Origin of the sequence: Catenuloplanes atrovinosus (genome assembly GCF_031458235.1) — a bacterium.
Lineage (GTDB): Bacteria > Actinomycetota > Actinomycetes > Mycobacteriales > Micromonosporaceae > Catenuloplanes > Catenuloplanes atrovinosus.
Map to the genome: position 1 here is coordinate 1,099,938 of NZ_JAVDYB010000001.1, position 22,305 is coordinate 1,122,242.

Genomic DNA, 22,305 nt, shown 5'->3' on the forward strand with positions numbered 1-22,305 from the left:
AAAGTATTGACCGGGGCGGCGGGTGAGCGGAAGCTCGCGGAACGGAAACGTTCCCGACACCTGGGCGCAATCCATCGAGGGAGATACGTACCTTATGGCCGGGTTTGAGGTTGTCACGATGGGGCGCGTCGGCGTCGACATCTATCCGCTGCAGACCGGGGTCGGGCTGGAGGATGTCGAGTCGTTCGGCAAGTTCCTGGGTGGCAGCGCGACGAACGTGGCGGTGGCGGCGGCGCGGCACGGACGGCGGACCGCGGTGATCACCAGAGTCGGGCCGGACCCGTTCGGGCGCTACATCCGGCGGACGCTCACCGAGCTGGGCGTGGACAACCGCTTCGTCAGCGCGGTCGAGGGCCTGGCCACACCGGTCACGTTCTGCGAGATCTTCCCGCCGGACGACTTCCCGCTCTACTTCTACCGGCAGCCGATCGCGCCCGACCTGGTGATCCGCGCCGAGGAGCTGGACGAGGAGACCATACGAGCGACAAGCCTCTTCTGGTGTACGGTGACCGGCCTGTCCAAGGAGCCCAGCCGCGAAGCACACCACGCCGCGTGGGCCGCGCGCCGACGACGACAGCACACCGTCCTGGACCTCGACTACCGCCCGATGTTCTGGGACTCGCCCGGCGAGGCCCGCGCAGAGATCGAGAAGGCGCTACCGAACGTCACCGTCGCCGTCGGCAACCTCACCGAGTGCACGGTCGCGACCGGCGAGACCGACCCGGAGAAGGCCGCCGACGCGCTCCTCACGACCGGCGTCGAGCTGGCGATCGTCAAGCTCGGCCCCGAGGGCGTACTGGCCAGGACCGCCACCGAGTCGGTACGCGTCCCGAGCACCCCGGTCGACGTGGTCAACGGCCTGGGCGCCGGTGACGGCTTCGGCGGCGCGCTCTGCCACGGCCTGTTGACCGGCTGGCCCCTGGAGCGGCTGATCCGCTTCGCGAACGCGGCCGGTGCGATCGTCGCCGGTCGGCTGGAGTGCTCGACCGCGATGCCCACCACCGACGAGGTCGAGCGCGCGCTGGTGGCGAACCATGCCTGACGTCGAGAAGCTGCGGGAGCTGCGCGCCACCAATCCGGAGGCGATCGCGGAGAAGGCCGCGAACCGGCGACAGGGCTCGCTCCACACCCCGGACGGCCGCCTGATGCTGATCGCGGCGGATCACCCGGCCCGGGGCGCGCTCGCGGTCCGTGGCGACCGGACCGCGATGGCCGACCGGCGCACGCTGCTCACCCGCCTGATGACGGCGCTGGACCGGCCCGGCGTGGACGGCGTGCTCGGCACCGCGGACGTCCTGGAGGACCTGCTGCTGCTCGGCGCGCTGGACGGCAAGGTCGCGATCGGCTCGATGAACCGGGGCGGCCTGGCCGGCGCGGTCTTCGAGATCGACGACAGGTTCACCGGCTACGACGCCGCGGCCGTGGCGCGGATGGGCTTCGACGGCGGCAAGATGCTGGTCCGGATCGACCTCGAGGACCCGGCCACGGCACGCACGCTGGAGTCCGCCGCGAAGGCGGTCGATCACCTGGCGGCGGCGGGCAGGATGGCCATGGTCGAGCCGTTCCTGTCCCGCCGCGTGGACGGCAGGGTGAGCAACGACCTGAGCACCGAGGCCGTGGTCAGGTCCGTGACGATCGCGTCCGGGCTCGGCGGAACCAGCGCGTACACCTGGCTGAAGCTCCCGGTCGTCGACGACATGGAGGCCGTGATGGCCGCGACCACGCTGCCCACGCTGCTGCTCGGCGGCGACCCGTCCGGCAGCCCGGACGAGACCTACGAGCGCTGGGGCCGGGCCCTGGCCGCGCCGGGCGTGCGTGGCCTGATGGTCGGCCGCGCGCTGCTCTACCCGCCGGACGGCGACGTGGCCGCGGCGGTCGACACGGCGGTCGCGCTGGTCCACGGGCAGGGGGTGCGGTGATGACCGTGCTCACGGACATCACGCCGGAGGACGCCGGTTGGGCCTACTCCGGCCTGCGGATCGTCGCGCTGGAGCCGGGGGAGACCTACTCGGCCGAGACCGGCGGCACCGAGGTGATCGTGGTCCCGCTGAGCGGCGGCTGCACGGTGGTCACGGGCCGGGGGGACAGGGCGGAGCTCCGCGGGCGCGCCGGCGTCTTCGACGGCCCGACCGATGTCGCATACATCCCCGTCGACACCACGCTGACGATCACCGGGTCCGGGCGGATCGCCCTGGCGAGTGCGAAGGCCACGAACCCCAAGCCGTTCCGGTACGTCCCGGTGGACGAGGTTCCGGTGGAACTGCGCGGCGCCGGGAACTGCTCGCGGCAGGTGCACAACTTCGGCGTGCCGGAGGTGCTGGACGCGGACCGGATCATCGCCTGCGAGGTGCTCACGCCCGGCGGCAACTGGTCGTCCTACCCGCCGCACAAGCACGACGAGGAGCGCGACGGCGAGTCCGTGCTGGAGGAGATCTACTACTTCGAGGTGGCGAACGGCGGCCCCGGCTACCAGCGCGTCTACGGCACGCCGGAGCGGCCGATCGACGTGCTCACCGAGGTGCGCGGCGGCGACGTGGTGCTGGTCCCGCACGGCTGGCACGGGCCGTCGATGGCCGCGCCCGGCTACGACCTCTACTACCTGAACGTGATGGCCGGGCCCGGCGCCCGCGCCTGGCTGATCCGCGACGACCCGGAGCACGCCTGGATTCGGGACACCTGGGCGGGCCAGCCGATCGACCCGAGGCTGCCGTTCGGGAAAAGGAGTCTGGCATGAGGCTGACCGTGGGACAGGCCGTGGTGCGGTTCCTGGCCGCGCAGCGCACCGAGCGCGACGGCGTCGAGCACCGGCTGATCGAGGGCTGGTTCGGCATCTTCGGGCACGGCAACGTGGCCGGGCTGGGGCAGGCGCTGCTGGAGGCGGAGCTGACCGATCCGGGCGCGGCACCGTACCGGCAGGCCCGCAACGAGCAGGGCATGGTGCACGCGGCGGCCGGGTTCGCCCGCATGCGGAACCGGATGTCGACGCTGGCCTGCACGTCGTCGATCGGCCCGGGCGCCACCAACATGGTGACCGGCGCGGCGCTGGCCACGGTGAACCGGCTGCCGGTGCTGCTGTTCCCGGGCGACGTGTTCGCCACCCGGGTCGCCGACCCGGTGTTGCAGCAGCTGGAGGACCCGCGCGCCGGCGACGTGTCGGTCAACGACACGTTCCGGCCGGTGAGCCGCTACTTCGACCGGGTGTGGCGGCCGGAGGCGCTGCCGTCCGCGCTGCTCAACGCGGCGCGCGTGCTGACCGACCCGGTCGAGACCGGCGCGGTGACGATCGCGCTGCCGCAGGACGTGCAGGCGGAGGCGTACGACTGGCCGGAGGACCTGTTCGCGCCGCGGGTCTGGCACGTGCCGCGCCCGGTGCCGGAGCCGGCGGCGCTCGCCCGCGCGGCCGAGATCCTGAGGTCCGCGGCGCGGCCGCTCATCGTGGCCGGCGGCGGCGTCATCTACGCGGAGGCGACCGAGGCGCTGCGGGAGTTCGCCGAGGCGACCGGCATCCCGGTGGCGGAGACCCAGGCGGGCAAGGGCTCGTTGCCGTACGACCACCCGCTCAGCCTCGGTGCGGTCGGCGCGACCGGCACCACGGCCGCGAACGAGTTCGCCCGCGAGGCGGACGTGGTGATCGGCATCGGCACCCGGTACAGCGACTTCACCACCGCGTCCCGGACGGCGTTCGCGGCACCGGGCGTGCGGTTCGTGAACATCAACGTCGCGGCGTTCGACGCGGCCAAGCACTCCGGCGCCATGGTGGTCGGTGACGCGCGCGAGACGATCACGCGGCTGCGGGAGGCGCTGGCCGGATACCGGACGGGCGACGCGTACCGGGAGCGGGCCGGGCGGCTGGCGGCCGAGTGGGACGCGACCGTGGAGCGCGCCTACCGGCTCGGCCACCGGCCGCTGCCCGCGCAGACGGAGGTGATCGGCGCGGTCAACGACGCGGCCGAACCCCGCGACGTGGTGGTCTGCGCGGCCGGCTCGATGCCCGGTGACCTGCACAAGCTGTGGCGGACGCGGGACCCGAAGGGCTACCACGTGGAGTACGGCTACTCGTGCATGGGCTACGAGATCGCCGGTGGCCTCGGCGTGAAGCTGGCCGCGCCGGACCGGGAGGTGTTCGTCCTGGTCGGCGACGGTTCGTACCTGATGATGGCGCAGGAACTGGTCACCGCCGTGCAGGAGCGGGTGAAGCTGATCGTGGTGCTGGTCCAGAACCACGGGTACGCCTCGATCGGCCGCCTCTCCGAGTCCGTCGGCGCGCAGCGGTTCGGCACCGCCTACCGGTACCGCGACGGCGAGGGCCGGCTGGCCGGGGACACGCTGCCGGTGGATCTGGCGGCGAACGCGCGCAGTCTCGGCGCCGAGGTGATCCGCGCCACCACGGTCGATGAGCTGACCGACGCGCTGGCCCGGGCGCGCAAGGCGGAAGGCGTCATCGTGGTGCATGTCGACGCAGATCCGTACGTGGATTCCCCGGGAAGTGGATCGTGGTGGGACGTGCCGGTCGCGGCCTCATCTACCTTGAACACCGTGCGCGACGCGAACGCGCGGTATCGGGAGGGCAAACGCGCCCAGAATCACTACCTGTAACCGCGCGTACGCGGAGGGCACCCCGCGTATCGCGCGCTGTAATCCTGAAAGGACCCTCGGTAATGAAGACTCTCTACCGGGTCGGGGCCTCCGTGGCAGCCCTGGCCCTGCTTGTGACCGCCGCCGCATGTTCCAGCGAGAACGCGGTGAACCGTGACGACGATGACACCTCGGGCGGCGGCGGTGGCACCTACGGCTACAGGATCGCGGTGGTGACGCACGGCGCGGCCGGTGACGCGTTCTGGAGCATCGTCAAGAACGGTGTCGAGAAGGCCGGCACCGACCTCGGCGACACCATCACGTACAGCAGCGACGGTGACCCGCAGAAGCAGGCGCAGCTGATCGACGCGGCCGTGAACCAGAAGGTCGACGGCCTGGTCGTCTCCATGGCGAATCCGGACGCGCTGAAGGCGTCCGTGGAGAAGGCGGTCGCGGCCGGCATCCCGGTCATCACCATCAACTCCGGCGCGTCCCGGTCGGCCGAGTTCGGCGCACTCACCCACATCGGCCAGGACGAGCGGGTGGCCGGCGAGGCGGTCGGCACCGAACTCAAGAACCAGGGCGTCAAGAACGTGGTCTGCGTGATCCACGAGGCCGGCAACGTGGGCCTGGAGGAGCGCTGCGCCGCGGTCGGCGCCACGCTCGGCGGCCAGCTCCAGAACCTGCAGGTCGACATCAACAACCTCCAGGCCGCGCAGTCGACGATCAAGGCGAAGCTGCAGTCGGACACCGCGATCGACGGCGTGGTCACGCTCGGCGGCCCGGTGGCGAACGTGGCCGCGGCCGGCATCACCGAGGCCGCCTCGTCCGCGAAGTTGGCCACCTTCGACCTGAACGCGGAGGTCGCCAAGGCGGTGCAGGACGGCAAGATCCTCTTCGCGGTGGACCAGCAGCCGTACCTGCAGGGGTACCTGGCCGTCACCATGCTCACCCAGTACAAGGCGAACCTGAACGTGCTCGGCGGCGGCCAGCAGGTGCTGACCGGCCCCGCGCTGGTCACCAAGGAGAACGCGGCGCAGGTGGCCGAGCTCGCCGCGGCCGGAACGCGCTGATGACCGCGGCCGTCGCGACCGAGGCGGGCGACGAACGCGTCGCCCGCGTCGGGCCCCTCACCCGGCTCCTGCTCAAGCCGGAACTGGGCGCGCTGCTCGGCGCCGTGCTGGTCTTCGCGTTCTTCGCGCTGCTCTCCGGCGTGTTCCGGTCGGCCAGCGGCGTGGCGAACTGGCTGGACCCGGCGTCCACGCTCGGCATCATGGCGGTGGCGGTGGCGCTGCTGATGATCGGCGGTCACTTCGACCTGTCCGCGGGCGTGCAGACCGGCACGGCCGCGATCACCAGCGGCATCCTGACCACCTACTACGGCGTGAACACCTGGGCCGCGCTGGCGCTGTCGCTGCTGCTCTGCCTGGCGATCGGCTTCGTCAACGGCTATCTGGTGGTGCGCACGAAGCTGCCCAGCTTCATCATCACGCTCGGCACGTTCCTCATGCTCCAGGGCCTGAACCTGGGCGTGACGAAGCTGGTGACGAACACGGTCCAGGTCAACAACTTCGACAAGATCCAGGGGTACGGGGTCCTCAAGGCGATCTTCGCCAGTGAGATCACGATCGGCGGCGCGCCGTTCCAGATCGCGATCGTCTGGTGGGTGGTCGCCACGGTGATCGGGTCCTGGGTGCTGTTGCGCACGCGCTTCGGCAACTGGATCTTCGCGGTCGGCGGCGACCTCACCGCGGCGCGCAACGTCGGCGTACCGGTGCAGCGCACCACCATCGCGCTGTTCATGACCACGTCGTTCGCGGCCTGGTTCGTCGGCACCACGCAGATCGTGCGGCTCACCTCGATCCAGGCGCAGGCCGGCTTCGGCCAGGAGCTGATCTACATCGTGGCCGCGGTGATCGGCGGCTGCCTGCTGACCGGCGGCTTCGGCTCCGCGATCGGCGCGTCGATCGGCGCGCTGATCTTCGGCATGACGTCGCAGGGCATCGTCTACGCCGGCTGGGACGCGGACTGGTTCAAGTTCTTCCTCGGCGCGATGCTGCTGCTCGCCGTGCTGGCCAACCAGTACATCCGCCGCTTCGCCGAACAGTCCCGGAGATGACCATGCCCTCGGAAAACGGCGCTCCGCTCCTGGAGATCAAGAACGTCGCCAAGACCTTCGGTACGGTCATCTCGCTGGCCGGCGTGTCGACCACGGTCCGGGCCGGCGAGGTCACCTGCGTGCTCGGCGACAACGGCGCCGGCAAGTCCACGCTGATCAAGATCCTGTCCGGCGTGCACCGGCCGGACGGCGGCGAACTGCTGATGAACGGCGCGCCGGTGACGCTGGCCAACCCGCGGGCCGCGCTGGACGCCGGCATCGCCACGGTCTACCAGGACCTGGCGATGGTGCCGCTGATGGCGATCTGGCGGAACTTCTTCCTCGGCTCGGAGCCGACGAAGGGGTGGGGCCCGTTCCGGCGGTTCGACCGGCGGACGGCCATCGACATCACCCGTCGCGAGCTGCGCGAGATGGGCATCGACATCCGCGACCCGGAGCAGCCGGTCGGCACGCTCTCCGGCGGCGAGCGGCAGTCGGTGGCGATCGCCCGCGCGGTGTACTTCGGCGCGAAGCTGCTGATCCTGGACGAGCCCACGTCCGCGCTGGGCGTGAAGCAGGCGGGCGTGGTGCTGCGCTACATCGCGGCGGCCCGGGACCGCGGGCTCGGGGTCATCTTCATCACGCACAACCCCCATCACGCGTACCCCATCGGTGATCGGTTCCTGCTCCTGAACCGGGGCCGGAGCCTCGGCGACCTGGCCAAGTCCGAGATCTCCCTCCCGGAGCTGACCCGGCTGATGGCCGGCGGCGCCGAACTGGAGGAGCTGGCCCACGAGCTGGAGCGCGACCCTTCGACGAGTTCGGCGGCGAAGGCGTATCAGGAGGAGGCTCAGGCATGACCGCAGCGGCGGAGCGGATCGGTGGCGCACCGATCTCCTGGGGTGTGTGCGAGGCGCCCGGCTGGGGGCTGGAACTGCCCGCGGACCGGGTGCTGTCCGAGATGCGGTCGCTGGGCCTCCCGGCGACCGAGCTGGGCCCCACCGGATACCTGGGCAAGGACGCGGCCGACGTGCGGGAGCTGCTGGACCGCAGCGGCCTGCGGCTGATCGGCGGATTCCTGCCGGTGCCCATGCACCTCGCCACCGCCGCGGACCTGGACGAGGCCGCGGCCGCGATGGACACGCTGGCCGCGGCCGGCGCCACCGTGGTCGTCCTCGCCGCCCGCTCCGCCGACGGCGGCTACGACCGTGCGGTCACGCTGGACGAGACCGAGTGGCGGACGCTGTTCGCCACGCTCACGACGCTGCGGGAGATGGCGCGCGAGCGTGGCCTGCTGCCGACGCTGCACCCGCACGTCGGCACCGCGATCGAGTCGCGGGACGCGGTGCTGCGGCTGCTGGACGGCAGCGACGTGCCGATCTGCCTGGACACCGGCCACCTGCTGCTCGGCGGCATGCGGCCGGAGGAGCTGATCGCGCTGGCCGGGGACCGGATCGCGCACGTCCACCTGAAGGACGTGGACACCTCGGTCGCCGGTCGCGGGCTGGCCTACATCGACGCGGTACGGGCCGGGCTGTACCGGCCGCTCGGCGCCGGCGACCTGGACATCCCCGGCATCGTCCGGAGCCTGGAGGCCGCGGGCTACCGCGGCTGGTACGTGCTGGAACAGGATTGCGCGCTGCACGAGGTGCCGCCGGCGGGCGAGGGCCCGATCGGCGACGTGCGGCGCAGCGTGAACTACCTGAGGGAGAACGTGTGACCGCGTCCGACCGGATCGGTGCCGGCCCGGTCGGCGTCGGCGTGGTGGGCTTCGGCTGGATGGGCGAGGTGCATGCCCGCTCCTACCAGCGGGTCCGCCACCACTACCCGGACCTGCCGCTGGTCCCCACGCTGGTCGCGGTGGCCGATCCGGCGCCCGGCCGGGCCCCGGCCGCCGCCGCGCGGTACGGCTTCCTCTCCTCGTCCCCGGACTGGCGGGAACTGATCGCCGACGACCGGATCGGCGCGATCAGCGTGACCGCGCCGAACTTCCTGCACCGGGAGATCGGCGAGGCGGTCGTCGCCGCGGGCAAGCACCTGTGGATCGAGAAGCCGGTCGGCGTGGGCGCCTCCGACGCGCGCGCGGTGCGTGACGCCGCCGCCGCGGCCGGGGTGCGGAGCACGGTCGGGTTCAACTACCGGGCCGCGCCCGCGGTGGCGCACGCCCGGGAGCTGATCGCGGCCGGCGACATCGGCACGGTCACCAACGCGCGCATCCGGTTCTTCAGCGACTACGCGGCGCACCCGGACGGCGGGCTGTCCTGGCGCTTCACCCGCTCGCACGGCGGCGACGGCGTGCTCGGCGACCTCGCCTCGCACGCGGTCGACCTGGGCCGGTACCTGCTCGGCCCGCTGTCCGCGCTGGTCGCCGACACCTCGGTGATCATCCCGGCGCGGCCCACGGTCTCCGGCGCGGGCAGCCACTTCTCCCGCGCGGACGGGCCGCCCGGTGCGGTGGAGAACGAGGACTACGTCTCCGCGTTGCTGCGGTTCGCGTCCGGCGCCCGCGCGGTGCTGGAGGCCAGCCGCGTCGCGGTCGGCGAGCAGAACACCTACGGCTTCGAGGTGCACGGCACCACCGGCGCGCTCTCCTGGGACTTCCGGCGGATGGGCGAGCTGCGGGTCAGCACCGGCGCGGACTACCAGGACCAGAGCTACCGCACGGTGTACGCCACCGCCGGTCACGGCGACCTGGCCGCGTTCCAGCCCGGCGCCGGCATCCCGATGGGCTACGACGACCTGAAGGTGATCGAGGCGGCCGGGTTCCTCACCTCCATCGCGACGGGCAAGCCGCACGGCCCGACGCTCGACGACGCGGTCGCGGCGGCCACCGCGCTCGACGCCATGTCCGAGTCCGTCCGTACCGGAGGGTGGGTATCGCTGTGAAGCGCGTGGGCATCATCGGCACCGGGATCATGGGCGCGGACCATGCCCGGCTGCTCACCACCTCGGTCTCCGGCGCGATCGTGGCCGGCGTTCACGACCTCGACCCGGTCCGGGCCGCGGAGGTCGCGATGCACAGCGGCGGCGCCCGCGTGTTCGGCAACCCGTACGAGCTGATCGTCGACGACGACATCGACGCGGTGCTGGTCGCGTCCTCGGACGACACGCACGAGGAGTACGTGCAGGCCTGCATCACCGCGGGCAAGCCGGTGCTCTGCGAGAAGCCGCTCGCGCCGACCGTGGAGGCGTGCACCCGCATCCTGGACGCGGAGGACCGGGCCGGCAGCCGCCTGGTCTCGGTCGGCTTCATGCGCCGCTTCGACCCCGGCTACGCCCAGCTGCGGCGCATGCTGCGGCTCGGCGAGATCGGCGCGCCGCTGATCCTCCACTGTGTGCACCGCAACCCGGCCGCGGTGCCCGGCCTGCCCGGCGCCTCCGTCATCACCAACTCCGCCGTGCACGAGCTGGACATCACCCGGTGGCTGTTCGCCGAGGAGATCACCGAGGTGTCCGTGCACGCGCCGCGCGCGACCAGCCACGGCGGCGGCACGCCGGACCCGCAGATCCTGCTGCTGCGCACCGCGTCCGGCGCGATCGCGGACGTCGAGGTGTTCGTCAACGCCCGATACGGCTACGACGTGCGCGCGGAACTGGTCGGCGAGCTGGGCACGGTCACGCTGGACGGCCCGCCGCCCACGGTGCTGCGCCGCTCCGGCATGGACGGCCGGGCGCTGCCGGCCGACTGGCGCCCGCGCTTCGCGGAGGCGTACCGGCTGGAACTCCAGGACTGGGTGGACGGGGCGGCCAACACCGCCACCGCCTGGGACGGCTTCGCCGCCACGTTCGTGGCCGCCGCGTGCGTGCGTGCGCTGGAGACCGGCACGCCGCAGCAGGTCACGCTGCCCCCGGTGCCGAAGCTCTACCGCTGACTTTTGGCACAGTGACATGGTCCGTAATGCGCCCGCTCGGCTAGGACGATAGCGTGAGGCCCGGGAGGACGGTCATAATTGCCCCTATGGGCTATGACGAATCCTCCCGGGCCTGACGAACCGTCATCACCGAAGGGACGCCCCCGACATGCTGATCGTCGAGGATCTGCTGTTGCTCCTGCTGGACGACGAGACCGGAACGCCGGCCAAGGCCGGCACGCTGCCGTACGCGCTCGGCGGCGCGGTGCTGGTCGAACTGGCCATGCTGGGCCGGGTCGACACCGCGAAGGGCAACCTGCTGACCGGCGCCCAGGTCACCGCCGTGGGTGACGGCCCGCTGCCCGACCCGCTGCTCCAGGAGGCGTACGACGAGATCGCCCGCAAACCGCGCAGCGTCCAGACGCTGCTGCTGAAGATCGGCGGTGGCCTGTGGGACACCGTGGTCGAGCGGCTGATCGCGCAGGGCCAGATCCGCCGCGAGAGCAAGCGCGTGCTCGGCCTGTTCCGCACGACGCGGCTGCCCGCCGCCGACACCGGCCACGAGGCCGAACTGCGCCGCGTCATCCGCGCCGTCCTGGTCGACGGCGCGGAGCCGGACCCGCGCACCGCCGCCATCATCGCGCTCCTCTCCGGCAGCGGCGCCCTCCCCGAACTGCGCCCGCTGATCGCCTGGTCCGGCGACGTCCACCGGCGCGCCAAGGAACTGGAGAAGGGCCACTGGGGCGCCGCCGCCGTCGGCACCGCGGTCGCCCGCACCGCCGCGGCCATCGCCGCCGCCAGCGCGGCCGCCTCCGCCGCCGTCATCACCACCACGGTCACCTCCTGACCACACCGGTACGGACCCCGCGCCCCGGGGTCCGTACCGGTCAGAGGATCAGCACGGCCAGCAGCGGTGCCGGAGCCCCACCCGTCCCGGCTGGTGTCCCGCACGGTCTTGGTGGCGAGGATGCCGCGCCTCGCCACGCCGGCCGTGATCGACCCGGGTGCTCTCCCGCCGCACCGTGCTGACCACCCCTGCCGCGGACGGCACGGACACCGGCGCGGGGCCGACCTCGTTGTCCGTGGTGGAGCGGGAGAAGCCGAGGGTGTCGCCGCCGACCCGGCGCCCTCGTCGAGCCGGTCGACGGTGCGGGCCGGTGCCACGGTGGAGAGGGCTGGACGCGCGCCGGGACAGCGGTACTTTAGCCTGCCGAAAGCAGGGGGTCCGAGGAGTCGTTTCCTGCCGGATGCATGGCTTGGGGCAGGACGTGAACTGTCAACAGCGGGGGGTCTGCGATGGATGTCTGTGTGATCACCGGGGGGACGCGGGGGATCGGGGCGGCGGTGGCGCGGGTGCTGGCGGGGGAGCCGGGGCGGGCTCTGGTGCTGGGGTATCGGGCGGAGCACGAGCGGGCCCGGGCGATCGCGGCGGAGCTGGATCGGGCCGGGAGTCCGGCGCGGGCGGTGGCCTGTGACGTCGCGGACCCGGCGGGGGTGCGGGCGCTGTTCGCGGCCGCCGACGAACTCGGGGAGCTGACCGGGCTGGTGAACGGCGCGGCGGTGCTGGAGCGGCAGGGCGGCTTCGAGGAGATCTCGCCGGAGCGGTGGGCGCGGGTGCTGGGCGTGAACGTCATCGGGCTGGCCGGCTGCTGCCGCGAGGCGATGGAGAGGATGCGCGAGGGTGGCGTGATCGTCAACCTGTCGTCGCGGGCGGCGGTGCTGGGGTCGCCGGGGGAGTACGTGGACTACGCGGCCAGCAAGGCGGCGGTCGACACGATCACGCGCGGGCTGGGGCTGGAGGCGGCGGCGCGCGGCATCCGGGTGGTCGGCGTGCGGCCCGGGATCATCGACACGGAGATGCACGCGTCCGGTGGCGATCCGGATCGGGCGCGGCGGGTCGGGCCGACGCTGCCGCTCGGGCGGGCGGGTACGCCGGAGGACGTGGCGGCGGCGGTGAAGTGGCTGCTGTCGCCGGCGGCGTCGTACGTCACCGCGACCACGATCGACGTGTCCGGCGGGCGCTGACGGGGACGGGCCAGCCCGGCCGGGCCGGCCCTGTCCTCAGTGGACGACGCGGAACGTGGCGTCCTGGCGGTCGGTGGCGGGGGAGCCGGACGTGATCGGGTCGATCCGCAGCACGTAGCCGCTGTGCCGGAGGTAGCGGTCCGGGACGTTGTGCGACCGGAACGAGGTCCAGGAGGAGTCCGCGAGCCCGGCCGTACGGTGGAACGTGGCGTCCGCGCGGAACGTGGCGCTGCCGTCGTCCGCGGCCAGCACCAGCGCGTAGCCGGAGTGCCGCAGGTACATGGCCGGGAAGTTCACGCTCCGGAACGACACGCCCGCGGCGTCGGCCAGCCCGGGGACGAGCGTCCACTGCTGGTCCTGGTACGGATCGAACGGGTAGACGTCGATCCGCGCCACGTTGTCCGCGTGCCGGACGTACCGGTCGGGGAAGTTGTAGCTCTTGATCCGGTTCCACGCCGGGGTGCCGAACGTGGCGGTCAGCCCGGACAGCTCGGCCGCGGTGACCGGCGCGATGCCCGGGTGCTTGGAGTTCAGCGGCTGCGTGTAGGCGCGGTCGTTGAGCGGCGTCCACGAGCCACTCGCCACGTCCGCGGTCTGCCAGGCGAAGAACCGGCCGTTCGGGCTCCACGTGTCGCCCCACATCCACCAGGTGTTCGCCGTGTTCGACTTGACGATCTGCGGTGCCTCCACGCCCCGGCCCGGCGAGATCGCGCCGGTGTAGACGCTCCAGCTGTTCGGGCCGGCCGTGCCGGACCGGGTGCCGAGCAGCGTGCTGTTCGTGTTGTTCTTGTAGTACATGTAGTGCACGCCGCCGACCGTCACGAAGCTGCCGTCGATCGCGTCGTACCCCGGGTCGAAGAAGACGACGCCGTCGGTGGCCGTGCGGAAGTCCGTGGTGTAGCTGACCATCAGCACGTTGTGCCCGGACGCGTTCACCGCGGAGTAGACGATCGCGTACTGGCCGCGCGCCGGGTCCCACACCGCCTCCGGCGCCCACGCGTGGGTGGCCAGCGAGTGGACCTTGAGCAGCCGGTACCCGGTGAAGCCGCGCAGATCCGCGGAGTCCCAGACGTGCAGGTGCCGGCTCTGGTACGCCCAGTCCGTCCCCTTCAGATCGGTGGCCAGCACCGTGAACGTGCCGTCCTGCTTGCGCAGGATGAACGGGTCGCGCAGCCCGGTGCTGCCCAGCGTCGGCATGGCCACCGGGCGGTTCTGGTTCAGCGGCGTCCAGTTCAGCCCGTCGGAGCTGACCGCCAGGTGCAGGCCGTAGACGGCCGCGGCCATGGTCGGCGACTCCGTGAAGTAGGCCATCGCGTATCCGGTGTAGGCCGCGGCGGCGGCCGGGCCGGGCCCGGCGACCGCACCGGCGACGGCGGCGCCGCCGGCGGCGGCCATCAGCGTGCGACGCTTCATCTCGCACCTCTCATGTGAGCGCTCACAAAATCGGGCCGGAGATGTGGCGGGAGAATGTCCGGCGGGTTGCGAACATCCTCGGCGATGAACGGATTCAAGTCAACGTCATCGATGAATGGACTCGGCTCGCCGGGCCAGCCGGTCCGCGTTGCCGCGCATCTCGCGCCGGAGGTACCAGGGCCAGAACCGGCTCAGCAGCGCGTGCCGGCTGCGAAACGTGGCGTGCCACCGGATGTCGGTGCCGCCGCCGTCCGCCGGCGTCAGCTCGATCGTGGACCGGTAGTCGTGCCACAGCGTCCCGGAGGTCTCCACGTAGGTGAGGGAACGGTCCGGCACCACGTCGACCACCCGGATGACCGTGGTCGGGGAGCCGCCGACCACCCACTCCTCGCCCTGCGGCCGCACCCTGTCGATCCGCTGCCAGGACGGCCAGCTGGACACGTCGGTGACCAGGCCGAACACGGTCGCCACGCCCGCCGCGGACCGCGCCCGCACGTCGTAGTGGGACATATCGCCAGACCTCCATATATGAACGGCTTCGCGGCACGGTGATGCTAGTGCCCTGACCACGAACGTTCGAGGTTTGGGGGTCGGGCTGCGCGGGTTGCGGGGAGCCGCCGGTCTCGTACTCGATGCGGCGATTCGGGTTCCGCTACGGATCGGCATCGAGGGTAGGGTTTGCCTTACCCGAGCGGGGCCCGCTGTCCGGGTTCTGGCAGCGGTCGTGATCCCCGAGTCTGGTGGGGTTCGTTCCTCGCTGACAGGAGCATCATGACAAGGCACCTCTCGAAACGCCGCCGGCTTGCCGCCGTGGTGCTGACCGGGCTGACCGCGATCGCGGCGACGGCGGTCGGCACCGCGTACGCGGGCACGACGCCGGACCAGAGCCGCTTCCACCGGCAGAAGCTGACCTGGCAGGCGTGCCCCAGCGGCGATCTGCCACTGGACTGCACCCGCGTCACGGTGCCCGTCGACTGGGCCGCACCGGACGGCGCCACCCTCACGCTGAAGGTGACCCGGCACCGGGCGACCGGCACCCGGCGCGGCTCCCTCCTGATCAATCCGGGCGGTCCCGGCGGGTCCGGCGCCGGGTTCACCGAGCGGGCCGCCGCGGCCTTCGGCGAGAAGACGCTCGCCGCGTACGACGTGGTCGGCTGGGACCCCCGCGGCGTCGGTGAGTCGTCGCCGCTGACCTGCCCGGCGAGCGCGAACGCCGACTACTGGAACGCCCGCCTGCCCACCACGGTGGCCGAGCGCGTCGAGTTCGAGCGGATCACCGCGAACTGGGCGGCGGCCTGCCGGGCGGAGTCCGGTCCGCTGTTCGACCACGTCGACACGATCAGCACCGTGCGCGACCTCGACGTGCTGCGCGCCGTGCTCGGCGACCGGAAGCTGTCCTACATCGGCATGTCGTACGGCACCCGGATCGGGATCTTCTACGCCGACCTGTTCCCCGGCCGGGTCGGCAGGATGGTGCTGGACGCCGCGACCGATCCGGCGAGCGACGGCGCCGACTTCTGGCGCGGCACGTCGCTGGCCGCCGGCCGCGGCTTCGACGACTATCTCGCCGGGTGCGCGGACCGCGAGGGCTGCCCGCTGGCGGACCGGACGGCCGCGCAGGCCCGCGCGGACGTCGGCCGGCTGCTCAGCACGCCCGGCCCGGCCCAGGACTACCTGGCCACCGTCGCGGCGTATCTGGTGAAGTCGCCTGAGAACTGGGTCAACCTGGACGGGTTCCTCAGCGAGGCGCTCAACGGAGAGGTGGTCCCGGAGAACGCCGAGCCGGACATCGCGAACGCCGCGATCAACTGCATGGACCTGCCGGATCACCGGACCGCCGCTCAGGTCATGGCGGACACCGCGCGGGACGTCGCCGACCGGCCGGTGTTCGGCCACATGATGATGGCCAGCACGCTCTGCCCGCAGTGGCCGGTGGCCGCGACCGGGCGACCGCACCACGTCACCGCGCGCGGGGCGGCGCCGATCCTGGTCGTCGGCGCCACCCGGGACACCGCGACGCCGTACGAGTGGGCGGTGTCGACCGCACAGCATCTGGCCAACGGACGCCTGCTGACCCGGGACGGCACCGGGCACGTGGCCTACCCGCGCACCCCCTGCGTGACCGAGGCCGTCGACGGCTACCTGGTGGACGGCGCCCTGCCCCCCGCCGGAACGGTGTGCGCGGGATAGTGCGACACGTGCGCGGTGTGTGGCTCGCTACGGTGCACAGCCTGACCGGTCTGCCGGCCGGGCTGTGCACCGCGGTGCTGGCCGGATGCGCGCTCCCGCTGAGCCCGGTGACGGTGGCCCCGCTGCGCGCCGTCGTGCGTGGCGCCACCGCGATGCAGCGCGCACGGTTCCGGGCGCTGCTCGGCGCCGAGATCCCCGACGTGCCGGGGGTCCGGGACGCCACCCGCCGCACGACCGCCCTCTGGCGGCAGACCGCGTACCACCTGCTGGCCCTGCCGTTCGGGGCGGCCGGGGCGGCGGTCGTCACCGCCGCCTGGTCGGCCGGGCTCGCGTTCGCCGGCCTGTCGTTCACCTTCGCGACGGGTGTGCGGGGCACGCTGCTGACGGCCGCCGGGCTGGCCCTGCTGGTCGTCGCCGCCGCGCTCGGGCGGGGCGTCGCCCGGCTCGACGCCGCCGTGGCCCGGCGGCTGCTCGGGCCGAGCCCCACCGAGGCGCTCGCCGCCCGGCTCGACGAGCTCGCCCGCAGCCGGTCCCAGGCGATCGAGGCAGCTGACGCCGAGCGCCGCCGGATCGAACGCGACCTGCACGACGGCACCCAGCAGCGGCTGGTCTCGCTCGCCCTGACGCTCGGCATGGCCCGCGCGGAGCTGCCCGACGGCCCGGCCCGCGACGCCGTCGGGCAGGCGCACGAGGAGGCCAAGGCGACCCTGGCCGAGCTGCGCGGTTTCGTACGCGGCCTGCACCCGGCGGTGCTCGACGACCGGGGCCTCGACGCCGCGCTCTCCGGCCTGGTCGTGCGGCTGCCGCAGCCGGTCGACCTGCACGTCGACGTGGTGCCGCGCTGCCCGGCGGTGATCGAGGCGATCGCCTACTTCGTGGTGTCCGAGTCGCTGACGAACATCGCCCGGCACGCCCGCGCCACGCACGTGCGGGTCAGCGTCGTCCGGAGCCGGGACCGGCTGCGGATCACCGTCACCGACGACGGGATCGGCGGCGCCGCCGCCCGGCCCGGCGGCGGCCTGCACGGCCTGGGCCAGCGGGCCGCGTCGGTGGACGGTACCCTCCGCGTCCAGAGCCCACCGGGCGGACCGACGACTGTGGAGGTCGAGCTGCCGTGCGGATCGTGATCGCGGAGGACTCGGTGCTGCTGCGCGACGGGCTGCGCAGGCTGATGGCCGCCAGCGACATCGACGTCGTCGCCACCGCCGGCGACGCCGAAGAGCTGCTGCGTGCGGTCGAGGAGCACCGGCCCGACCTGGCCCTCATCGACGTGCGCATGCCGCCCACCCACACCGACGAGGGCGTCCGCGCCGCGCTGGTCCTCAAGCGGCAGTGGCCGGAGACGGCGATCCTGCTGCTGTCGCAGTACATCGAGGAGCGCTACGCGGCCGACCTGTTCGCCGAGCGCACCGGCGGGCTCGGCTATCTGCTCAAGGACCGGGTCGCCGACGTCACCGAGTTCATCGACGCGGTACGCCGGGTGGCGGCCGGCGGCACCGCCCTGGACCCCGAGGTGGTGGCGCAGATCCTCGCGCGCCGCCGCGGCGACCCGCTGGGCAGCCTGACGCCCCGGGAGACCGACGTGCTGGCCACGATGGCGGAGGGCCGGTCGAACGCGGCGATCGCCGCGGCGCTGGGCATCGGCGGGCACGCGGTGGAGAAACACGTCAACAACATCTTCGCGAAGCTGGGCCTGCAACGGGCCGACACCGACCACCGCCGCGTCCTCGCCGTGCTGCGGTTCCTGCGAATCGATCCGCGCTCGTGACCGGGACGATCGGCTGGCGGGTCATCGGTTCGGTGTGGAGCGCGCTGATCCTGCTGGCCTGCACCGGCGTCACGGCGGCCGTCGCCGCCGCGCAGAGCAGCCACACCACCACCGTGCACCACGGCATCCGGAGCCTGGTGGTCGAGCTGGACGAGGGACGGCTCACCGTCCGCCGGGGCGGCCCGGACGTGCGGGTGCACCGGCACCTGTCCTGGTCCTGGTTCGCGCCCCGGGTGACCGAGCGCCGGGACGACTCCACACTCACCCTCGGCGCGGGCTGTGCCACGCGGGTCTCCGACCGCAGCGACATCGTCGTCGCGGTCAACTGCTCGATCGACTACGAGATCGAGGTGCCGCCGGACCTGACCCTCACCGCCACCACGACCTCCGGCATCGAGGTCGACGGGCTGACCGGCGCGGCGAACCTGACCTGCGAGGAAGGTGACATCGTCGTCACCGGCGCGGGTGGTCCGGTCGTCGCGCGCACCTACATCGGTGACGTGGACGTGGTGTTCGTCCGCCCGCCGCTCACCGCCGACCTCACCACCGGCGAGGGGAACATCCGGATGCTGGTCCCGCCGGGGCACGACTACCGGGTCTCCAGCTCGGCCCGGCACACCGCCAGCGCGGTCGTCAGCGCGCCGTCGGCCGCGCACCAGCTGATCGCGCGCGGCGACGGCACGGTGTCGATCGGATACACCGCCGGGCCCGGCTGACGCGGGTCAGGCGACGACGACCCCGCCCTATCCCGCTCGTACCTGTTCGCCACAGCCGGCAGCCGGGTGTACCACCCCGCCCACCCGGCGCCGCTCGCTCACCTGCACCGATACCTGCCCCCCCCCGCACCTCGAACGTTCGTGGTCGGGGCACTGGCGCTGCGGTCGGAGCGCGGCAACCGGTAGCGTGCGGATCATGAGAGATGGGTATCGCGGCGGGGCCGTGCTGGCCGAGGTGGTGCGGTCCGGGTTCACGGAGAGCGTGCACCGTGGGTCCGTCGTGGTCCTCGACGCGGGCGGGGCGCCGGTCGCGGTGCGCGGCGACGGGCGCGGCCCGGTCTTCCCGCGCTCGTCGAACAAGCCGTTGCAGGGCGTCGGCATGCTCCGCGCCGGTCTGCGGCTGGAGGCCGAGTCCGATCTCGCGCTGGTCTGCGCCAGCCACTGGGGTGAGGACGTGCACGTCAGCCGGGTGGAGGCGCTGCTGGACGCGCACGGATTCGCGGGCGCGGACCTGCGCTGCCCGCCCGACCTGCCGGCCGGGCCGGTGCCGCGCGAGGCGGCGCTGCGGGCCGGGGAGGCGCCCACGCGTACCCGGATGAACTGCTCCGGCAAGCACACCGGCATGCTGCTCACCTGCCGGGCCGCGGGCTGGTCCACGGACGCGTACTGGGACCCGGCCCACCCGTTGCAGCGCATGCTGCGCGCCACGGCCGAGGAGCTGACCGGCGAGCCGGTCGCGGCGGTGGGCGTGGACGGGTGTGGCGCGCCGGTCTTCGCGTTCTCGCTGACCGGCGTGGCCCAGGCCTTCCTGCGCCTGGTGCACGCGGCACCGGGCTCGTTCGAGCGGCAGGTGGCGGACGCGATGCGCGCCCACCCGCGGATGGTGGCCGGCACCGGCGCGCTGGACACGGTGATCATGACGGAGGTGCCGAGGCTGCTGGCCAAGGGCGGTGCGGAGGGCTTCGCCGCGGTGGCGGTGCCGGGTGCCGGCGCGATCGCATTGAAGATCGACGACGGGAACCCGCGCGCGATCCCGGCCGTGTTGCGGGCCGCACTCGGTACGCTCGGCGTCGACTGGACCGCGCCGCCGTCCCCGGTTCTCGGCGGCGGAGAAACCGTTGGTGAACTTTCGGCGACCTGGTAGCAACAAGTCCCCTTTAAGATGCTTCACCGTGGACGTTACCGAGTGCATGATCGCGGTACCGGCGGGCGAGGTGGCCCCGTTCCGCCTCGCCGCGCTCCCGGTGACCCGGGGCCTGTACGCGGAGGTCATCGGCTGGTGCCCCGGCGACGACCGGCTCCCGGTCACCGACGTGAGCTGGTGGGACGCGGTGCTGTTCTGCAACGCGCTCTCCGCGCGCGACGGCCTTGCCCCGGTCTACCGGGTCGACGCCGGCGCGACGTGCGTCACCTGGGACCGCGGCGCCGACGGGTACCGGCTGCCGTCCGAGGCCGAGTGGGAGTACGCGTGCCGGGCCGGGACCACCGGGCCGCACTACGGCCCGCTGAACGAGGTCGCCTGGTACCGCGACAACTCCGGTGACCGGCTGCGCGCGGCCGGCGGCAAGATCCCGAACGCGTGGGGCTTCCACGACATGCTCGGCAACGCCTGGGACTGGTGCTGGGACGCCTACGACACCGGCGGGTACGGCGGCGGCCACCGGGTGCTGCGCGGTGGCGGCTGGTGCGACGAGCGGTGGAGCTGCCGCGCCTCCGCCCGCCGGCGCAGCCACCCCAGCCTCGCGCTGGACGACGTCGGCTTCCGGGTGGCCCGCAACGCCTGAGCGCCGCGGGCCACCGGAGCGTCACCGCATCGGCAACTGGACCGTGCTGCTCACCGGGCGGACCGACACCCGGGTGCCGGGCAGCGGCCGCAACGTGTAGTCGTAGTCGGTGGAGATCACGACCACGCCGAGCCGGTGTCCGGCCGGGACGGTGCGGTCGATCGGCTGCAGGTCCCAGCGCAGCCGGTACGTCCTACCCGGCGTGACCGGCTCGGACCGGGACACCGAGCGGCGGTTCTGCGGATCGGTCCAGCCGCGGGTGAGGATCGTGGCCGTGCCGTCCGGTGCGTAGTCGACCAGCAGCGCGGTCAGGTTCGCCGCGGTCCGGTCGATGCTGACGTCCGCGGTGATCCACGGTGTGCCGCTGAGCCGGGTGTCCTCGGTCAGGACCGGCAACTGGTACGTCAGCGCGTGCGCCGGCTGGGAGAGCAGTTGCTCCGCGGTCCGGGTGCGCCCCTCGTCGACGAACGTGTCCGTCCGCGGCCGGCCGGTGGCCAGCGGGAAGGTGACGGCCCGGGTGCCGGGCGCGGGCCAGGCCCGGTCCGTCCCGGTGACCCGGCAGCCGTTGTCCTCCAGCGTCACCGGCGCCTCGTCCTCGATGCCGCTGTCCACCCGGTACAGGTAGTGGTCGACCCAGCGGTGCATGGCGGGCGCGAACTCCGGCGCGCAGGACGAGCCGTGGCCGCGGTCGTAGAGCCAGAGCTTCTTGTCGCCGCGCAGCGCCTGCCACAGCTGGATGCCGTGCTTGGGCTTGACGTTCCAGTCCTGGAGGCCCTGGACCACGAAGACGCTGGCCTCGATCCGCCCGGCCCGCGCGGTGTAGTCGCGGGCGGCCCAGACCGGGGAGTAGTCGCCGGTCGTCCGGTCCTGCACGCGTTCCAGGTGGTCCATGTTGGACGCGCACACCTCCGGGTTGGTGCGGCTGAGCACGTACTTCGCCATGATGTCCAGATCCTCGCCCTGCCACCCGCCGGGCGCCACGACCAGGCCGTTCGCCCGGTAGTAGTCGTACCAACTGGTGACCGCGGACATCGGGATGATCGTCTTCAGCGCGGACCGGCCGGTGATCGCCGCCATGATCGGCAGCGTGCCGTTGTAGGAGACGCCGTACATGCCGACGCTCCGGGCCGACCAGCGGGCGGAGACCACGTTGCCGTCCGCGTCGAACGCGCGGCCCCTGCCGTCCAGCCAGTCGACGACCGCGCGGGTGGAGACGATCTCGGCGGGACCGCCCGCGTCCGGGCAACCGGTCGAGGTGGCGGTGCCGATGCTGTCCATCGCGATCATCGCGTACCCGCGGGTGGTGTAGTACTCCCACGTGCTGACCGCGGCCGGTGCCGTGTTGAGGCTGGTCAGCGCGCGGTCGGCGGCGTGCGTCGCGCTCAGCGTGGCGGGCGCGCCCTCCTGCGGCAGCCGGTCCACGTCCACGTCGGGGTACGGCACCTCCGGGGCGATCCCGCCGTACGGCGTCGGCATGATCAGCGACGCGACGCGCAGGCCCGCGGTCTCGGTCTCGCCGGGCCGGGTGATCTCGAGGTGGATCCGGTCCCGCACGCCGTCGTGGTCGGTGTCGGTCGGCGACTCCACCCAGACGTGCTCGTGGATCGCGTCGGCGTAGTCGAAGACCGGCTGGGTCGCGCCGTCCCGGACCACGATCGTCGTGCGGCCGCCGGCCGCGTGCGCCGGGGTCCCGGCGGCGACCGCTGTCAACACCAGGACAGCGGCCATGGCGGTACGAAGCATGCGTCCTCCACCGATGTAGGGAGATGTATCCATGGCAGACGCTAGTCGTTCCGGGGCGGCCGGGGCAGGGGCCGGAGCCGTTTACCACGCCTTAAGCGACGGTTCACGGTGAGCGCTCGAACGGACCATCCGGTGGCGTCGT

General features: G+C 72.8%; 21 protein-coding genes. 18 read left to right on the top strand and 3 right to left on the bottom strand.

All coding sequences use genetic code 11. From position 1 onward, the window contains the following. Window positions 1-94: 94 nt before the first annotated feature. The 12 genes from iolC (at window position 95) to J2S41_RS04960 (ending at window position 12,549) form a co-directional block, all read left to right on the top strand. Window positions 95-1,042 carry a 5-dehydro-2-deoxygluconokinase gene (gene iolC, locus J2S41_RS04905; RefSeq protein ID WP_310363579.1) on the top strand — a complete coding sequence of 316 codons (948 nt, stop codon included), beginning with the start codon at window positions 95-97 and terminating at the stop codon, window positions 1,040-1,042. After that, window positions 1,035-1,919, top strand: coding sequence for a Cgl0159 family (beta/alpha)8-fold protein (locus J2S41_RS04910; protein ID WP_310363580.1), 885 nt, complete (start codon window positions 1,035-1,037; stop codon window positions 1,917-1,919). The genes iolC and J2S41_RS04910 overlap by 8 nt, the downstream gene beginning before the upstream one ends. Continuing rightward, on the top strand, window positions 1,919-2,734 hold the full coding sequence (gene iolB / locus J2S41_RS04915; protein WP_310363582.1) for a 5-deoxy-glucuronate isomerase: 816 nt from the start codon (window positions 1,919-1,921) through the stop codon (window positions 2,732-2,734). The genes J2S41_RS04910 and iolB overlap by 1 nt, the downstream gene beginning before the upstream one ends. Further along, a complete protein-coding gene (gene iolD / locus J2S41_RS04920; protein WP_310363584.1) occupies window positions 2,731-4,596 on the top strand; it encodes a 3D-(3,5/4)-trihydroxycyclohexane-1,2-dione acylhydrolase (decyclizing) in 1,866 nt (621 codons plus the stop codon). Before iolB ends, iolD begins: the two co-directional genes overlap by 4 nt. A gap of 62 nt (window positions 4,597-4,658) precedes the next feature. After that, window positions 4,659-5,648, top strand: a complete 990-nt coding sequence (locus tag J2S41_RS04925; RefSeq protein WP_310363586.1) for a sugar ABC transporter substrate-binding protein — start codon at window positions 4,659-4,661, stop codon at window positions 5,646-5,648. Beyond that, a complete protein-coding gene (locus J2S41_RS04930; protein ID WP_310363588.1) occupies window positions 5,648-6,694 on the top strand; it encodes an ABC transporter permease in 1,047 nt (348 codons plus the stop codon). The genes J2S41_RS04925 and J2S41_RS04930 overlap by 1 nt, the downstream gene beginning before the upstream one ends. Then, window positions 6,691-7,533, top strand: coding sequence for an ATP-binding cassette domain-containing protein (locus J2S41_RS04935; protein WP_310363591.1), 843 nt, complete (start codon window positions 6,691-6,693; stop codon window positions 7,531-7,533). The genes J2S41_RS04930 and J2S41_RS04935 overlap by 4 nt, the downstream gene beginning before the upstream one ends. Beyond that, window positions 7,530-8,393, top strand: coding sequence for a TIM barrel protein (locus J2S41_RS04940; RefSeq protein WP_310363593.1), 864 nt, complete (start codon window positions 7,530-7,532; stop codon window positions 8,391-8,393). Before J2S41_RS04935 ends, J2S41_RS04940 begins: the two co-directional genes overlap by 4 nt. Further along, on the top strand, window positions 8,390-9,559 hold the full coding sequence (locus J2S41_RS04945) for a Gfo/Idh/MocA family protein (protein ID WP_310363595.1): 1,170 nt from the start codon (window positions 8,390-8,392) through the stop codon (window positions 9,557-9,559). Before J2S41_RS04940 ends, J2S41_RS04945 begins: the two co-directional genes overlap by 4 nt. Then, window positions 9,556-10,545, top strand: a complete 990-nt coding sequence (locus J2S41_RS04950) for a Gfo/Idh/MocA family oxidoreductase (protein WP_310363597.1) — start codon at window positions 9,556-9,558, stop codon at window positions 10,543-10,545. Before J2S41_RS04945 ends, J2S41_RS04950 begins: the two co-directional genes overlap by 4 nt. A gap of 148 nt (window positions 10,546-10,693) precedes the next feature. After that, entirely contained in the window at window positions 10,694-11,371 is a 678-nt protein-coding gene (locus J2S41_RS04955) for a GOLPH3/VPS74 family protein (RefSeq protein ID WP_310363599.1), read from the top strand. 449 nt (window positions 11,372-11,820) lie between these two features. Continuing rightward, a complete protein-coding gene (locus tag J2S41_RS04960; protein ID WP_310363601.1) occupies window positions 11,821-12,549 on the top strand; it encodes an SDR family oxidoreductase in 729 nt (242 codons plus the stop codon). Between the two features lie 36 nt (window positions 12,550-12,585). On the opposite strand, the gene J2S41_RS04965 is transcribed toward J2S41_RS04960, so the two are convergent. Both J2S41_RS04965 and J2S41_RS04970 read right to left on the bottom strand, forming a co-directional pair. Further along, complete coding sequence (locus J2S41_RS04965; protein WP_310363602.1) at window positions 12,586-13,962, bottom strand: glycoside hydrolase family 43 protein; 1,377 nt, start codon at window positions 13,960-13,962, stop codon at window positions 12,586-12,588. A gap of 105 nt (window positions 13,963-14,067) precedes the next feature. Beyond that, the gene (locus tag J2S41_RS04970; RefSeq protein ID WP_310363603.1) at window positions 14,068-14,472 is read right to left on the bottom strand and encodes an SRPBCC family protein; all 405 of its coding nucleotides are present in this window, start codon (window positions 14,470-14,472) and stop codon (window positions 14,068-14,070) included. 261 nt (window positions 14,473-14,733) lie between these two features. On the opposite strand from J2S41_RS04970, the gene J2S41_RS04975 reads away from it, so the two are divergent. The 6 genes from J2S41_RS04975 to J2S41_RS05000 all read left to right on the top strand — a co-directional run bounded on the left by J2S41_RS04975 (window position 14,734) and on the right by J2S41_RS05000 (window position 20,420). Next, window positions 14,734-16,152 (top strand): alpha/beta hydrolase, encoded by a 1,419-nt coding sequence (locus J2S41_RS04975; protein ID WP_310363604.1) that lies wholly within the window; start codon window positions 14,734-14,736, stop codon window positions 16,150-16,152. Between the two features lie 8 nt (window positions 16,153-16,160). After that, window positions 16,161-17,279, top strand: a complete 1,119-nt coding sequence (locus J2S41_RS04980) for a sensor histidine kinase (protein WP_310363605.1) — start codon at window positions 16,161-16,163, stop codon at window positions 17,277-17,279. Next, window positions 17,267-17,920: a response regulator transcription factor gene (locus J2S41_RS04985; protein ID WP_310363607.1), complete on the top strand. Its 654-nt coding sequence runs from the start codon at window positions 17,267-17,269 to the stop codon at window positions 17,918-17,920. The genes J2S41_RS04980 and J2S41_RS04985 overlap by 13 nt, the downstream gene beginning before the upstream one ends. Further along, window positions 17,917-18,636, top strand: a complete 720-nt coding sequence (locus tag J2S41_RS04990) for a hypothetical protein (protein WP_310363608.1) — start codon at window positions 17,917-17,919, stop codon at window positions 18,634-18,636. The genes J2S41_RS04985 and J2S41_RS04990 overlap by 4 nt, the downstream gene beginning before the upstream one ends. Window positions 18,637-18,832: 196 nt before the next feature. Next, window positions 18,833-19,780, top strand: coding sequence for an asparaginase (locus J2S41_RS04995; RefSeq protein WP_310363609.1), 948 nt, complete (start codon window positions 18,833-18,835; stop codon window positions 19,778-19,780). 46 nt (window positions 19,781-19,826) lie between these two features. Then, window positions 19,827-20,420: a formylglycine-generating enzyme family protein gene (locus J2S41_RS05000; RefSeq protein WP_310376291.1), complete on the top strand. Its 594-nt coding sequence runs from the start codon at window positions 19,827-19,829 to the stop codon at window positions 20,418-20,420. Between the two features lie 21 nt (window positions 20,421-20,441). Here the strand turns inward: J2S41_RS05000 and J2S41_RS05005 are convergent, their stop codons facing one another. After that, window positions 20,442-22,163 (bottom strand): CocE/NonD family hydrolase, encoded by a 1,722-nt coding sequence (locus J2S41_RS05005; protein WP_310363611.1) that lies wholly within the window; start codon window positions 22,161-22,163, stop codon window positions 20,442-20,444. Window positions 22,164-22,305: the final 142 nt, after the last annotated feature.

Excerpts from the sequence above, each read along its gene's own strand:
- iolC (WP_310363579.1), top strand. The coding sequence starts at position 95 with ATGGCCGGGTTTGAGGTTGTCACGATGGGGCGCGTCGGCGTCGACATC.
- J2S41_RS04910 (WP_310363580.1), top strand. The coding sequence starts at position 1,035 with ATGCCTGACGTCGAGAAGCTGCGGGAGCTGCGCGCCACCAATCCGGAG.
- iolB (WP_310363582.1), top strand. The coding sequence starts at position 1,919 with ATGACCGTGCTCACGGACATCACGCCGGAGGACGCCGGTTGGGCCTAC.
- iolD (WP_310363584.1), top strand. The coding sequence starts at position 2,731 with ATGAGGCTGACCGTGGGACAGGCCGTGGTGCGGTTCCTGGCCGCGCAG.
- J2S41_RS04925 (WP_310363586.1), top strand. The coding sequence starts at position 4,659 with ATGAAGACTCTCTACCGGGTCGGGGCCTCCGTGGCAGCCCTGGCCCTG.
- J2S41_RS04930 (WP_310363588.1), top strand. The coding sequence starts at position 5,648 with ATGACCGCGGCCGTCGCGACCGAGGCGGGCGACGAACGCGTCGCCCGC.
- J2S41_RS04935 (WP_310363591.1), top strand. The coding sequence starts at position 6,691 with ATGACCATGCCCTCGGAAAACGGCGCTCCGCTCCTGGAGATCAAGAAC.
- J2S41_RS04940 (WP_310363593.1), top strand. The coding sequence starts at position 7,530 with ATGACCGCAGCGGCGGAGCGGATCGGTGGCGCACCGATCTCCTGGGGT.
- J2S41_RS04955 (WP_310363599.1), top strand. The coding sequence starts at position 10,694 with ATGCTGATCGTCGAGGATCTGCTGTTGCTCCTGCTGGACGACGAGACC.
- J2S41_RS04960 (WP_310363601.1), top strand. The coding sequence starts at position 11,821 with ATGGATGTCTGTGTGATCACCGGGGGGACGCGGGGGATCGGGGCGGCG.
- J2S41_RS04965 (WP_310363602.1), bottom strand. The coding sequence starts at position 13,962 with ATGAAGCGTCGCACGCTGATGGCCGCCGCCGGCGGCGCCGCCGTCGCC.
- J2S41_RS04970 (WP_310363603.1), bottom strand. The coding sequence starts at position 14,472 with ATGTCCCACTACGACGTGCGGGCGCGGTCCGCGGCGGGCGTGGCGACC.
- J2S41_RS04975 (WP_310363604.1), top strand. The coding sequence starts at position 14,734 with ATGACAAGGCACCTCTCGAAACGCCGCCGGCTTGCCGCCGTGGTGCTG.
- J2S41_RS04995 (WP_310363609.1), top strand. The coding sequence starts at position 18,833 with ATGAGAGATGGGTATCGCGGCGGGGCCGTGCTGGCCGAGGTGGTGCGG.
- J2S41_RS05000 (WP_310376291.1), top strand. The coding sequence starts at position 19,827 with ATGATCGCGGTACCGGCGGGCGAGGTGGCCCCGTTCCGCCTCGCCGCG.
- J2S41_RS05005 (WP_310363611.1), bottom strand. The coding sequence starts at position 22,163 with ATGCTTCGTACCGCCATGGCCGCTGTCCTGGTGTTGACAGCGGTCGCC.